Raw genomic sequence first — 13169 nt, 5'->3', positions numbered from 1 at the left:
ATGAGCACGACCCTGACAGCCGAGCGGAGCCGCAGCCAGGCTCCGGCCTTCCACGTGGTGGACGAGCACGCGCACCCCGAAGGCTCCAGCACCATGCTGGGCTTCTGGATCTACCTGATGAGCGACTGCCTCATCTTCGCGGTGCTGTTCGCGACCTACGGCGTTCTCGGCGCCAACTACGCCGCCGGGCCGGCGCCCAAGGACCTGTTCGACCTGCCGCTGGTGGCGCTGAACACCGCCATGCTGCTGTTCTCCTCCATCACCTATGGCTTCGCCATGCTGGCGATGGAGAAGGGGCGGGTGTCGCAGACCCAGCTGTGGCTGGCGGTGACGGGCCTGTTCGGCGCCGCCTTCCTGGCGATCGAACTCTACGAGTTCGCCCACCTGATCCACATCGGGGCGACCCCGCAGCGCAGCGCCTTCCTGTCGTCCTTCTTCACGCTGGTCGGTACCCACGGCCTGCACGTCACCTTCGGCCTCGTCTGGCTGGTGACGCTGATGGTCCAGGTCAACAAGCGCGGTCTGATCCCGGCCAATCGCCGGCGCCTGATGTGCCTGAGCCTGTTCTGGCACTTCCTGGACGTCATCTGGATCGGCGTCTTCACCTTCGTCTATCTGATGGGAATGCTGCGATGAGTTCTCACGCCGAACATCATTCCGGTCATCACGGGGCCGGTCACCATGGGGCCGGCCATCACGACCACGGCCACGGGGACGACGGGCACGCCCATGGGACGCTCGGCAGCTACGTGATCGGCTTCGTCCTGTCGGTGATCCTGACGGTCATTCCCTTCTGGCTGGTCATGGACGGGACGATCCTGGACAAGAACATGACCGCGATGGCGATCATGGCGCTCGCCGCCGTCCAGGTCGTCGTCCACATGATCTTCTTCCTGCACATGAACGGGAAGGCGGAAGGCGGGTGGACCATGCTGTCGCTGATCTTCACGCTGATCGTCGTGGTCATCATGCTGGCCGGTTCGCTGTGGGTGATGTACCACCTGAACACCAACATGATGCCGATCCACGACCCGAGCCAATTGCCGTGACCGGCACGGCGACCCACCGTCCGCGCCGGGGGCTGATCCTTCTCGGCATCCTGGCGCTGGCGGGAGTCGCGGTCTTCACGTCGCTCGGCGTCTGGCAGGTCGAGCGGCTGTTCTGGAAGCTGGACCTGATCCAGCGGGTGGAGGAACGGGCGCGGGCCGCCCCCGTTCCCGCCCCCGGCCCGGAGGACTGGCCCGCCGTCACGGCGGCCAGCCAGGAATACCGGCGGGTCGGCGTCACCGGGCGTTTCCTCAACGACCAGGAAACCCTGGTCCAGGCGGTGACCGAGCGGGGCGGCGGCTTCTGGGTGCTCACCCCCTTCCGGACCGACCGGGGCTTCACCGTCCTGGTCAACCGGGGCTTCGTGCCGCCCGAGCGGCGCAGCACCGACAGCCGCCCCGACGGGCTGATCGACGCGGACACCACCGTCACCGGCCTGCTGCGGGTGACGGAGCCGGGAGGCGGTTTCCTGCGCTCCAACGATCCCGCGCAGGACCGCTGGTACTCCCGCGACGTGGCGGCCATCGCGGCGGCCCGCGGCGTGACGGAGGCGGCTCCCTATTTCATCGACGCCGAGGCCAGCCCGCCGGGCGGTTCTCCGGTCGGCGGGCTGACCGTCCTGAAGTTCCCGAACAACCACCTCGTCTATGCGCTGACGTGGTTCGCTCTGGATCTCATGCTGATCGCCGCCGCCCTCTATGTCGCGCGCAGTGAATGGCGCCGCCGCGGTTGAAGAAATAATCTCTTTTTCTTCATGGTCTTTTTGCCGTTTGGAAAGGGATGCCTCGCGGACCCTTCCGCTTGGCTTTTTTGTGCTATCAAGGCCGGACGGAGTCCGGGTCAAGGCTGCCAAGCCGGGCCGTCATGCCCATATGAGTCGGGCCCATATGAATGGGGACCGAAGGAAGCCGGCGAAGGGCCAGACGTTTTCCGTGCGCGACACCACCGACAAGAAGAACCTGTTCCTGCTGGTGCAATTGCGCTGGCTCGCCGTCGCCGGGCAGGTGATCACGATCCTGATCGTGCACCACCGGATGGGCATCACCCTGCCGCTCGACCAGATGGGCGCGGTGATCCTGTTCCTGGTCGCGCTGAACATCGCCAGCGTCCTGCATCTGCGCCGCCAGACCTCGGTGTCGAACACCCAACTGTTCCTGGAGCTGCTGATCGACGTGTCGGCGCTCACGGTGCAGCTTTACCTCAGCGGCGGCGCCTCCAACCCCTTCATCTCGCTCTACCTGCTGCAGATCACCCTGGGGGCGGTGCTGCTGGAGGCGTGGTCGGCCTGGGCGCTGGTCCTGGTCGCCACCGCCTGCTTCACCTTCCTGATCGGCGCCTACCGCCCGCTGGCCCTGCCGCCGGGGCTGGAGGGGCTTCTGCTGGGGCTGCACATCCAGGGCATGTTCCTGTGCTTCGTGCTGACGGCCAGCCTGATCGTCCCCTTCATCACCCAGATCACCCGCAACCTCCGCGCCCGCGACGCCCATCTGGCCGATCTGCGCCAGCGCTCCATGGAGGAGGACCACATCGTGCGCCTCGGCCTGCTCGCCTCCGGCGCCGCGCACGAGCTGGGGACGCCGCTCGCCACGCTGTCGGTGATCGTGAACGACTGGCGGCGGATGCCCGTGGTCAAGGGCGACCCTGACATGGCCGAGGACATCGCCGAGATGCAGAACCAGATCAACCGCTGCAAGGCCATCGTGTCGGGCATTCTGCTGTCCTCCGGCGAGGCGCGGGGGGAGGGCACGCTGCGCACCACCGTGACCGCCTTCCTGGACGATCTGGTGGAGGAGTGGAAGGCCAGCCGGTCGCCGGCCTGCGTCGATTACGACAACAGCGTCCGCTCGCGCGAGGGGATCATCTCCGACCTCGCGCTGAAGCAGGTGATCTTCAATGTCCTGGACAACGCGCTGGAGGTGTCCCCCGGCTGGGTCGGCATCGCCGCCGGGCGGCAGGGCGACAGCCTCGTCCTGACGGTCAACGACGCCGGTCCCGGCTTCGAGGAGCGGATGCTGGCCGAATTCGGCAAACCCTACCGGTCGAGCAAGGGGCGGCCCGGCGGCGGGCTTGGCCTCTTCCTGGTGGTCAATGTGGTGCGCAAGCTGGGCGGCACGGTCGCCGCGCGCAACCGCCCCAGCGGCGGCGCTTCCGTCACCATGACCCTGCCGCTCGCCGCCCTGTCCGCGGGAGAGAACCATGGAGACTGACCGTTCCCTCGTCCTGGTGGAGGACGACGCCGCCTTCGCCAAGGTCCTGCGCCGCTCCTTCGAGCGCCGGGGCTACCGGGTCTACTGGTGCGACACCCTGGACGGGCTGCGGGCTCTGCTGGACACCGTGCCCTTCGCCTACGCGGTGGTCGACCTGAAGCTGGGCAGCGGCTCCGGCCTGGAATGCGTGCGGGAACTGCACGCCAGCGACCCGGAGACGCGGATCGTCGTCCTGACCGGCTTCGCCAGCATCGCCACGGCGGTCGAAGCGATCAAGCTGGGCGCCTGCCACTACCTCGCCAAGCCGTCCAACACCGACGACATCGAGGCGGCCTTCGAGCGGACGGAGGGCGACCCCTCCATCGCGCTGGGCGCGCGGGCGACCTCGTTGAAGACGCTGGAGTGGGAGCGCATCCACGAAACCCTGGCGGAAACCGGCTTCAACATCTCCGAAACCGCCCGCCGGCTGGGGATGCACCGGCGCACCCTGGCCCGCAAGCTGGAGAAGAAACAGGTGCCCTGATTCCGTTTTCTCCTGTCCAGTCGGTCAAAGGATGCGCAAGGCCGCTGGACAATGGCGGCCAGTCCGCCCATTTTTCACGGCCTGTTACAGTCGTGTGTCATACGCAGCAGCAAGGAGCAGTGTGAAGTGTCTCTTTCCACGTCGAGCAGCAGCCCCTCCGATCCGCGGACCGAGGCCCGCCGTCTTCTGACGGACGCCATTTCCACGTACCTGCAGTCGTGCAAGGATCTGGCTGCTGCGACCGAACGCGCGACCGAGACGAGCGGCAGCATCGACACCCAGGCCCGCCGCAAGGCTTACCAGACGCTGACCGAGCTGGGCGATCAGGTCCGTCTCGCGCAGCGCCGCCTCGTCACCGCGGCCAAGCAGGCCCGCCGGGTCATGCCGGTCGCCGAGATCGAGGAGGTCGCCAAGAAGCTGGACAAGCGCGACACCACGGAAAGCGCCGCGGTGCTGGTCAAGGCCGCCCTGGTCAATTGACTTGGACGATTGACTTGGTCAACTGACGTCGGTCGGGGGAGGGCTCGCCTGTTCGGCATAGTCGAATCCGCCGGATTGGCGGGAAACGCCGTTTTTTTGCGGGTCACAGCGTCGCGCCCGGTCGATTCCGGGCGGGAGCATCTTGCGCGCCGCCGCCCGGCAGGGTAGGTCAAAGGCGCCTGGAGCCCTGGAACATGCTGGGGTTCCGCCACGAACAAGGGGAATTTGGGAATGACGAAGGCCGATCTCATCGACGCGATCGCCGGCAAGCTGGGCGGCACGAAGGCCGACGCCGGCAAGGCGCTGGACGCGGTTCTGGAGAGCCTGCAGGACGCGCTGGTCAAGGGGGAGACGGTCAAGCTGCCGGGCTTCGGCCAGTTCGAGATCGCCGAGCGCGGCGAGCGCACGGGCCGCAACCCGCAGACCGGCGCGGAGATCAAGATCGCCGCCTCCAAGGCGCCGAAGTTCTCCGCCGGCAAGGCCCTCAAGGACGCCGTCAACGGCAAGGCCGAGTAAGGCGGCAAGGCCGAGTAACGGAGCCGGTAACCCCTCTCCCTTCCCGGGAGAGGGGATTTCACCGCCCGCTCAATGCGGGTTTGCCGGTCCCGGCGTGGCGTCGGCCAACCAGCGGCCGAGCGGGTCGTCCGGTTCGCTGCCCGTATCGCTGGACGCCTCGCTCCAGCCCGGCGGCACACCGTCCATGTTCGGCAGGCGGTGGGCGATGCCCTTGTGGCAGTCGATGCAGGTGCGCTGACCGCTGAACAGATACTGCTGATGGATGCGCGCCGCCCGCGCGCCCTGCTTGGTGATGTCCATCGATTCCGCGCTGTGGCAGTTGCGGCATTCCAGCGAATTGTTGGCCTTCAGCCGCGCCCATTCATGCTCGGCCAGCTCGCGCCGCTTCTCCAGGAACTTGTCGCGCGTGTCGATTGTGCCGAAGATCTTGCCCCAAACCTCCTTCGACGCCTGCATCTTGCGGGCGATCTTGTCGGTCCAGTTGTGCGGGACGTGGCAGTCCGGGCAGGTCGCCCGCACGCCGGAGCGGTTGGTGAAGTGGATGGTGGTCTTCAGCTCCTCGAACACGTTGTCCCGCATCTCGTGGCAACTCGTGCAGAACTTCTCGGTGTTGGTGACCTCCAGGGCGGTGTTGAAGCCGCCCCAGAACATCACGCCGGCCAGGAAGCCGCCCAGCGTCAGGAAGCCGAGGCTGAGGTAGCGGCTCGGCCCCGCGATGATCCGCCAGGGCCGCAGCAGGAAGTCGGGCAGCTTCATCGCCGGTCACCCCCGTCCGATGGGCGGCTGACGAGGCTGTCCATGTCCCTGAAGGTGTTCGGGACGATGGGCTGGGCCATGGTCTGGGGAACGTGGCACTGCGTGCAGAAGTAGCGGCGCGGGCTGACCGCACCCAGCGTCTGGCCGTCGCGGTCCACGTAATGGGTGATGCTGATCATCGGCGCCTGGGTGGCCCCGGTGAACTGCCGGCTGTGGCAGGTCAGGCACTGGTTGTTGTTCAGGCTGATCTGATAATCGCGGATGTTGTGCGGGATGACCGGCGGCTGCTCCGGATAGTTGCGGGCGACCCGCCGATCGTCGGTGACGTCGGCGGGGATCGGCGGGGCGGGGTCCTCGTCGGTGAACTGGATCGGCGGACGGAAGGGCTCCCGGACCTGTCCGGTTCCCTGGGCGGCGAGCAGTGCCGGCACGAGGCAGGGCAAAGCCGCGGCCAGCGCGAGCATGAGATGGCGGCGCATGGTTGCGGTCCTCCCTCAGACGGCCACGATCTTGACGGCGCACTTCTTGAAGTCCGTCTGCTTGCTGATCGGGTCGGTGGCGTCGAGCGTGCATTTGTTGATCAGGCGCGCCGAATCGAACCAGGGCACGAAGACCACGCCGCGCGGCGGCCGGTTGCGCCCGCGCGTCTCCACCCGCGTGCGCATCTCGCCGCGCCGCGACATCACCCGCACCTCCGAGCCACGGCGCAGGCCGCGCGACTGCGCGTCGTCCGGGTGCATGTAGACCAACGCCATCGGCATGGCCTTGTAGAGTTCGGGCACCCGCATGGTCATGGAGCCGGAGTGCCAGTGCTCCAGCACGCGCCCCGTGACCAGCCACAGGTCGAAGTCCTTGTCCGGCGATTCCGCCGGGGGTTCGTAGGGGAAGGCGAACAGGTTGGCCTTGCCGTCCGGGTTTCCGTAGAAGCGCACTCCCTCGCCCTTCGGGACGTAGGGGTCAAGCCCCTCCCGGTAGCGCCACTTTGTCTCCTTGCCCTCGACCACCGGCCAGCGCAGCCCGCGCACCTCGTGATAGGTGTCGAAGGGCGCCAGATCGTGGCCGTGGCCGCGCCCGAAGGCGGCGTACTCCTCGAACAGCCCCTTCTGGACGTAGAAGCCGAACGCCTTCGACTCCCGGTTCTCGTAGGCGGGGTCCATCTCCGACAGGGGGAAGCGGTCCACGTTGCCATTGCGGAACAGCACGTCGAACAGGCTCTTGCCGCGGAAGTCGGGGTTGGCGTCGAGGATTTCCTTCGGCCACACCTCGTCGGTGGTGAAGCGCTTGGAGAACTCCATGAGCTGCCAGAGGTCCGAGCGCGCCTCGCCCGGCGCGTTGACGAGCTGGTGCCAGAAATGGGTCCGCCGCTCGGCGTTGCCGTAGGCGCCCTCCTTCTCCACCCACATGGCGGCGGGCAGGATCAGGTCGGCGGCGGCGGCGGTCACCGTCGGGTAGGCGTCCGAGACGACGATGAAATTCTCCGGGTTGCGGTAGCCGGGATAGGTCTCGTTGTCGCTGTTGGGCGCCGCCTGGAGGTTGTTGTTGACCATGATCCAGTAGGCGTTGAGCTTCCCGTCCTTCAGCATGCGGTCCTGCAGGACGGCGTGGTAGCCGATCTTGCCGGGCAGCAGCCCCTTAGGGATCTTCCAACCCTCCTCGACGTGGGAACGGTGGGTGGGGTTGGTCACCTGCATGTCGGCGGGCAGGCGGTGGGCGAAGGTGCCGACCTCGCGCGCCGTGCCGCAGGCCGAGGGCTGGCCGGTCAGCGAGAAGGGGCTGTTCCCCGGCTCGGCGATTTTGCCGGTCAGCAAGTGGATGTTGTAGACCATGTGGTTCACCCAGACGCCGCGGACGTGCTGGTTGAAACCCATGGTCCACAGCGACATGACCTTGATCTTCGGGTCGGCGTACATCTCGGCGAGCGCCAGCAGCCGTTCCTTCGGCACCTTGCTCAGCTCCGCCACCTTGTCCAGCGTGTAGTCGCTGACGAATGTGGCGAACTCGTCGAAGCTCATGGGCTTGGAATCGGTCGGGTCCTTGGCGTTCGCGGCGCGCACCTCCAGCACGCTTTCGGGACGCAGGCCGTAGCCGATGTCCTTCTGGCCGAGGCGGAAGCTGCAATGCTTCTCGACGAATTCCTTGTTCACCCGCCCGGTCTGGATGATGTGGTTGGCGATGAAGTTCAGGATGGCCAGATCGGTCCCCGGCTCGAAGATCATCGGCACGTCGGCCAGTTCGAAGCTGCGGTGCTCGAAGGTCGAGAGGACGGCCACCTTCACATGGTTGTGAGCCAGCCGCCGGTCGGTGATGCGCGTCCACAGGATGGGGTGCATCTCCGCCATGTTGGAGCCCCAGAGGACGAAGGCGTCGGCGTGCTCGAAATCGTCGTAGCAACCCATCGGCTCGTCCATGCCGAAGGTGCGGATGAAGGCCACGGCGGCCGACGCCATGCAGTGGCGAGCGTTGGGGTCGAGGTTGTTGGTGCGGAAGCCGGCGCGCATCAGCTTGGACGCGGCGTAGCCCTCCCAAATCGTCCATTGGCCGGACCCGAACATGCCGACGGCGTCCGGCCCCTTCTCCTTCAGCACCCGCTTCCATTGGCGGGCCATCTCGTCGAAGGCCTCGTCCCAGGACACCGGGCGGAACTCCCCGTCCTTGTGGTACTTCCCGTCGCGCATGCGCAGCAGCGGCTGGGTCAGCCGGTCCTGTCCGTACATGATCTTGGACAGGAAATAGCCTTTCACACAGTTCAGGCCGCGGTTGACGTCCGCCTGCATGTCGCCGTGGGTGGCGACGACGCGGTTGTCCTTGGTGGCGACCATGACGCTGCACCCGGTGCCGCAGAAGCGGCAGGGCGCCTTCGACCAGGTGAGCTGGGCGTCCTCGCCCGCCACCATGGATGGCTGGGCCATGGCGGGCAGGCTGATGCCCCCCGCCGTCGCGGCGGCCGCAACCGCCTGCGCCTTGATGAAATCCCGCCGGTCAAGCATGGGTTCCTCCCCCCTTTTTCTTGACGAATGTGAAATCCGGACGCGTCAGAGCTGCGCCGGGCCGGCCTCCTCCGGGGTCCGGGCCGACAGCGGCTCGGCGTGGTGGAAGACCATGACCGCCGACATCACGCCGGGCATCAGGTGGATGGCGGTCATGCGGTCGGCGATGCAGCCCTCGTGGGGACCTTCCACGGTCACCACCATGCGGCCCCGCTCCTCCGCATGGACCTCCACATCGCCCAGCGCGGCGACGGCGGCGCGCACGTCGGGGCTGCGCTCGGGCCGCAGATGGACGAGGATCGAGGCGATGTGCCATTCCGCCGACGCGTCGGCCGGCCGGTCTCGGGCGTCAGGATGCTTGGACGGTCTCATGGACGGTCTCCGCTGGGTGCAGGGTGACGGCGTCGGCGGGGCAGGCGGCCAGGCAGGCGCCGCATCCGGTGCAGGCGCCGTCCTCCACCGTGGGAACCGCCACGCCGCCCGGCGCCAGGGCGAAGCGGATGGCCGATTCCGGGCAGGCGTCGCGGCAGCTCCGGCAGACGATGCGGTTCATGGCGAGGCAGGACGGCGCCATCCGCGCCGTCAGCGTCCAGGGGCGGGCGGCGGCGCGGTCGAAGACCGCTTCTGGGCAGGCGTCGGCGCAGGCGGCGCAGAAGCTGCATTCACCGCGTCGGAAATCGATTTCCGGAAAGCCGCCGTCGCCCCGGCGGACGATCCCCTCCGGGCAGGCCTCGGCACAGGCGCCGCAGCGCGTGCACAGATCGGTGAAGCGGTCCGCGCGGGACCAGGGCGGGCGCAGCGGCGCCGGCGCGGCGCGGCGCTGTCCGCGCAGAAAGCCTCGCCGCCCCAAGTCGACGTGGTCATCGGCCATGGCGTCGCCCCCTCAGACCGGGGGCGGACCGGGCGGACCCATGATGAGTTGCGACATCCAGACCAGGAAGCCGTAGCCGCCCACAATGGCGACCGACAGGATCGGCCAGATCACCACCGCCAGGATCAGGAACATGGCGATCTCCCGCCGCTTTGCGCCGGGATCGGGCAGGGGCGGGTTGGCGGCGGGGCGTGCTGGGAAGCGGACGGGGTCCGGTAACGGGCCCTGGGATTGGCGGCGGTTCATGGCGGCTCCCGTTTATGGCGGGCGGTGGCGTTGCCGGCAGCCGGAAAGGCGGTCGGACGCCCCCAACAACAGGTTGCGCACGCCTTCTGTTCCACGCGGCCGGACTCAGGACGGAAGACACCGCCGGCGCGACGGCTCCAACGCCTCATCGATGGTCGCTGGAGCGAATAATTTGCCAGCCGAACTTTTTTTTGAGGGGGTACGGGATTAAGCGGCGCGCCGGACCGTAAACTGAGTGAAGAGGGGATAAGGAGGTCGGACGGCCTTGGTGTGATTTGGGTCTCCGGATTGTTTATTTCCGATTCGTACAGGGCATGCAGATTAGATCGACGACGAGGTTGCTGATGATCTGAAGTTCTGTAAGATTGGAACAGCCGTTCTTGGTGTAACGGCTTCTCCACTGTTGTGATCGTAAGTGAAGCGAACTCAATCAGAGGCCGCGCCTGCTTTGGCGCGGCCTTTTTTTTGTTATTTCGAAGTCATAGTACGAAAGTGAAGTGTCGCTGATGCTGGCCTTGCGCAGCGCATACCTTCAACGATAGTTGCGACAGCGAGGATTAATTGTGCTGTGATTCCTGAAACGGATGTTGTGTTCCGCTGATTGTGTGGTATACCAAGTACGAAATGCGGAACACCAAGCCTCTCCCAACGGTGGCGGTGGTGCTCCTGCCAAGATGCGAAGGGCACGCAAGCCCCAAAGAAAGGCAATGCGACAACAACCATCGGCCCCGCCCGGCTGAGTTGAGTGTTCGATCACCGCATTGGGGAGGAAGAGTAATGAGTCAGTCCATCGCTGCACCGCCTGGCGGCAAGCAGGCGCCCATTTCCGAAGGCGCGCGTTGGATGCAGATCGTCGTCGGCATCGTCTGCATGGTGGCCGCGGCCAACATCCAGTATGCCTGGACGCTGTTCGTGCCGGAAATCCAGGCCACCCATGGCTGGACCCGCGCTTCGATCCAGACCGCCTTCACCGTCTTCGTCGTCGTCCAGACTTGGCTGACCCCCATCGAAGGCTACTTCATCGACCGTTACGGCCCCCGTGTCATCGTCGCCTTCGGCGGCGTGATGACCGGCCTCTCCTGGATCATCGACAGCTACGCCGGCTCGCTCGGCATGCTCTATGTCGGCTCGGCCATCGGCGGCGTCGGCGTCGGCTGCGTCTACGCCACCTGCGTCAACAGCGCCATCAAGTGGTTCCCGGACAAGCGCGGCCTCGCCGTCGGCCTGACCGCGGGCGGCTACGGCGCCGGCTCGGCCCTGACGATCCTGCCGATCGCCAACATGATCCACTCCTCGGGCTATCAGGCGGCCTTCTTCTGGTTCGGCCTGCTGCAGGGCACGATCATCATCGCCGCTGCCTTCTTCCTGCGCGCCCCGCAGAAGGATCAGGTGAAGTCCTCGACCAAGGTCCTGCAGTCCCGCCGCGACTACACGCTGAAGGAAGCGCTGCAGACGCCGGTCTTCTGGGTCATGATGGTCATGTTCATCTGCACCGTCTCGGGCGGTCTGATGGCGGTGGCCCAGCTCGGCGTGATCGCCCACGATCTGGGCGTGAAGGAAGCCCCGATCAGCCTGTTCGGCATCACCATGGCGGCTCTGCCCTTCGCGCTGATGCTCGACCGTGTGATGAACGGCATCTCCCGTCCGCTGTTCGGCTTCATCTCCGACCACATCGGCCGTGAAGCGACGATGTTCATCGCCTTCACCTTCGAAGGCATCGGCATCCTGATGCTCAGCCGCTTCGGCCACGACCCGATCATGTTCCTGATCCTGTCGGGCATGGTGTTCCTGGCCTGGGGCGAAGTGTACAGCCTGTTCAGCGCCACCTCGGCGGACACCTTCGGCACCAAGCATGCGGCGAAGATCTACGGCGTGCTGTACTGCGCCAAGGGCATTGCGGCCCTCCTGGTCCCGCTGGGCAACCTGCTGATGGAAGCCACCGGCACCTGGGCGACCGTGCTCTATATCTGCGCCACCATGGATCTGTTCGCGGCGGTCTGCGCCATCACCGTCCTGCGGCCCATGTTGCGCAAGCACCATGCCCGCAACGCCGAACTCGCCGCCCAGCAGGGCACGGGTCCGGTCACGGCGGCGGCCAGCCCGTAACCTCCGCTTCAGCGGATCGACCGGAAGGGGACCACGCTCGTGGTCCCCTTTTCGGCGTTCCGGGCCGGCCATGCGGAGCGGAACAGAAACGTGAGACGTGTCGGTGGAGGGGGCATGGACAATCGACGGTGGGGGCAAGGAATGGCAAAGGACGACGGCAGTTTCCGGCTGGTGGTCGCCTGCTCGCTGGGCGGGGTGGCGGTCAGCGTGGCCCTCGGCTCGCTGCTGCTGTCGCGATGGACGCCCCGCACGGAGAACACGGTGGTCGAACGGGCGATCCACAACATGGACCGGGAGACCTGCGAGCGGGTGCTGCACTCCTTCACGCAGCCACAGCCGGTGGGCACCCGCGTGCTGTGGCTGTGGGCGGAGGAATCGACGCCGGGTGTCTTCACCGGGGCGCCCTGGACGTCGCGGGTGACCGGGCCGGGCGTGCAGACGGCGGCGGCCGGGGCGGCTGGAGGGAGGAGCGGGGCGACGGCTGGCCGCTCCCCCCGTCCCTACGCCTTCGATCCGGCATCCCAGGTGGCGCCGGACGCGGCCTGCTCCTTCCCGAACAACTCCCTGCACATCGTGTCGGTGGAGTATCCGCCCAAGCCGGACGCCGCGCCGGCAACGGGCAAGCCGTAAAAAAGAAAAGGGCCGGCCGCGGGAAGCGGCCGGCCCTTTCTGGCAGGCGGTGCGCCGGATGGAAGCGCGCCTTACTCCTCGCGGTTGCCCATGAGCTGGAGGAGCATCTGGAAGAGGTTGATGAAGTTGAGGTAGAGCGAGAGGGCGCCCATGACGGCGAGCTTGGTGTTGCCCTCGTGGCCATGGCCCTCGGCGTATTCTTCCTTGATGCGCTGGGTGTCGTAGGCGGTCAGGCCGGTGAAGATCACCACGCCGATCACCGAGATGGCGAACTGCAGCGCGCTGGAGCCGACGAAGATGTTGACGAGGCTGGCGATGACGATGCCGATCAGGCCCATCATCAGGAACGAGCCCATCTTCGACAGGTCGGCCTTGGTGGTGTAGCCCCACAGGCTCATCGCCGCGAACATCGCCGCGGTGATGAAGAACACCCGCGCCACGCTGGCCCCGGTAAAGACCAGGAAGATCGACGCCATCGACACGCCCATCACCGCGCAGAAGGCCCAGAACAGCCCCTGCAACGCGGTCGCCGACATCGCGTGGAAGCGGAAGGACAGCACCATGATGAAGGCCAGCGGCGCCAGCATCACCACCCACTTCAGCGGGGTCGTGAAGATCGGAACGTACAGCGCCGGCGTGCTCGCCACGAACAGCGCCACAAGCCCCGTCACGCCAAGGCCGAGCATCATGAAGTTGTAGACCCGCAGCATGTGCTTGCGCAGGCCCTCGTCGAACGCCGCGCCGTAGGCCGGCGCCGCGCTGCCGAATTGGTTGCCGTAGAAGGGTCCGCTCATTGTCTC

General features: G+C 66.7%; 16 protein-coding genes. 9 read left to right on the top strand and 7 right to left on the bottom strand.

Going from position 1 to position 13169, the window contains the following annotated elements; genetic code table 11:
• The 7 genes from cyoC to ACWPN5_RS27385 all read left to right on the top strand — a co-directional run bounded on the left by cyoC (window position 1) and on the right by ACWPN5_RS27385 (window position 4773).
• A complete protein-coding gene (cyoC, locus tag ACWPN5_RS27415; protein ID WP_353861087.1) occupies window positions 1-636 on the top strand; it encodes a cytochrome o ubiquinol oxidase subunit III in 636 nt (211 codons plus the stop codon).
• Entirely contained in the window at window positions 633-1049 is a 417-nt protein-coding gene (gene cyoD / locus ACWPN5_RS27410; protein WP_492298536.1) for a cytochrome o ubiquinol oxidase subunit IV, read from the top strand. The genes cyoC and cyoD overlap by 4 nt, the downstream gene beginning before the upstream one ends.
• Entirely contained in the window at window positions 1046-1780 is a 735-nt protein-coding gene (locus ACWPN5_RS27405) for an SURF1 family protein (protein WP_492298535.1), read from the top strand. The genes cyoD and ACWPN5_RS27405 overlap by 4 nt, the downstream gene beginning before the upstream one ends.
• A gap of 199 nt (window positions 1781-1979) precedes the next feature.
• Complete coding sequence (locus tag ACWPN5_RS27400; RefSeq protein ID WP_145681963.1) at window positions 1980-3254, top strand: ATP-binding protein; 1275 nt, start codon at window positions 1980-1982, stop codon at window positions 3252-3254.
• Complete coding sequence (locus ACWPN5_RS27395) at window positions 3244-3777, top strand: response regulator transcription factor (RefSeq protein ID WP_492298533.1); 534 nt, start codon at window positions 3244-3246, stop codon at window positions 3775-3777. Before ACWPN5_RS27400 ends, ACWPN5_RS27395 begins: the two co-directional genes overlap by 11 nt.
• A 126-nt stretch (window positions 3778-3903) precedes the next feature.
• Entirely contained in the window at window positions 3904-4257 is a 354-nt protein-coding gene (locus ACWPN5_RS27390; protein ID WP_014241891.1) for a hypothetical protein, read from the top strand.
• Between the two features lie 231 nt (window positions 4258-4488).
• Window positions 4489-4773: an HU family DNA-binding protein gene (locus tag ACWPN5_RS27385; protein ID WP_014241890.1), complete on the top strand. Its 285-nt coding sequence runs from the start codon at window positions 4489-4491 to the stop codon at window positions 4771-4773.
• Between the two features lie 69 nt (window positions 4774-4842).
• Here ACWPN5_RS27385 and ACWPN5_RS27380 read toward each other — a convergent pair whose 3' ends face one another.
• From ACWPN5_RS27380 to napE, 6 genes are read right to left on the bottom strand one after another with little or no spacing between them, the layout of a single operon-like run.
• Window positions 4843-5529, bottom strand: coding sequence for a cytochrome c3 family protein (locus ACWPN5_RS27380; RefSeq protein ID WP_492298531.1), 687 nt, complete (start codon window positions 5527-5529; stop codon window positions 4843-4845).
• A complete protein-coding gene (locus ACWPN5_RS27375) occupies window positions 5526-6008 on the bottom strand; it encodes a nitrate reductase cytochrome c-type subunit (protein ID WP_200476553.1) in 483 nt (160 codons plus the stop codon). Before ACWPN5_RS27375 ends, ACWPN5_RS27380 begins: the two co-directional genes overlap by 4 nt.
• A 15-nt stretch (window positions 6009-6023) precedes the next feature.
• The gene (gene napA, locus ACWPN5_RS27370; protein WP_145681959.1) at window positions 6024-8516 is read right to left on the bottom strand and encodes a periplasmic nitrate reductase subunit alpha; all 2493 of its coding nucleotides are present in this window, start codon (window positions 8514-8516) and stop codon (window positions 6024-6026) included.
• A gap of 45 nt (window positions 8517-8561) precedes the next feature.
• Window positions 8562-8888: a chaperone NapD gene (locus tag ACWPN5_RS27365; RefSeq protein ID WP_200476544.1), complete on the bottom strand. Its 327-nt coding sequence runs from the start codon at window positions 8886-8888 to the stop codon at window positions 8562-8564.
• Window positions 8866-9387: a ferredoxin-type protein NapF gene (napF, locus tag ACWPN5_RS27360; protein WP_145681957.1), complete on the bottom strand. Its 522-nt coding sequence runs from the start codon at window positions 9385-9387 to the stop codon at window positions 8866-8868. Before napF ends, ACWPN5_RS27365 begins: the two co-directional genes overlap by 23 nt.
• A 12-nt stretch (window positions 9388-9399) precedes the next feature.
• Window positions 9400-9633, bottom strand: coding sequence for a periplasmic nitrate reductase, NapE protein (napE, locus tag ACWPN5_RS27355; RefSeq protein WP_145681956.1), 234 nt, complete (start codon window positions 9631-9633; stop codon window positions 9400-9402).
• Between the two features lie 777 nt (window positions 9634-10410).
• Between napE and oxlT the strand changes: the two genes are divergently transcribed.
• Together oxlT and ACWPN5_RS27345 are read left to right on the top strand one after the other, a co-directional pair.
• Window positions 10411-11739, top strand: a complete 1329-nt coding sequence (gene oxlT / locus ACWPN5_RS27350) for an oxalate/formate MFS antiporter (RefSeq protein WP_137105898.1) — start codon at window positions 10411-10413, stop codon at window positions 11737-11739.
• Window positions 11740-11880: 141 nt separating this feature from the next.
• Entirely contained in the window at window positions 11881-12369 is a 489-nt protein-coding gene (locus ACWPN5_RS27345; RefSeq protein WP_145681955.1) for a hypothetical protein, read from the top strand.
• A gap of 71 nt (window positions 12370-12440) precedes the next feature.
• Here ACWPN5_RS27345 and ACWPN5_RS27340 read toward each other — a convergent pair whose 3' ends face one another.
• The gene (locus ACWPN5_RS27340) at window positions 12441-13163 is read right to left on the bottom strand and encodes a Bax inhibitor-1/YccA family protein (protein ID WP_109139186.1); all 723 of its coding nucleotides are present in this window, start codon (window positions 13161-13163) and stop codon (window positions 12441-12443) included.
• Window positions 13164-13169 lie beyond the last annotated feature (6 nt).

The organism is Azospirillum sp. UENF 211521 (assembly GCF_058780535.1).
The sequence above is the reverse complement of the archived record's forward strand: the minus strand, read 5'-3'. Positions and strand labels throughout refer to the sequence as shown.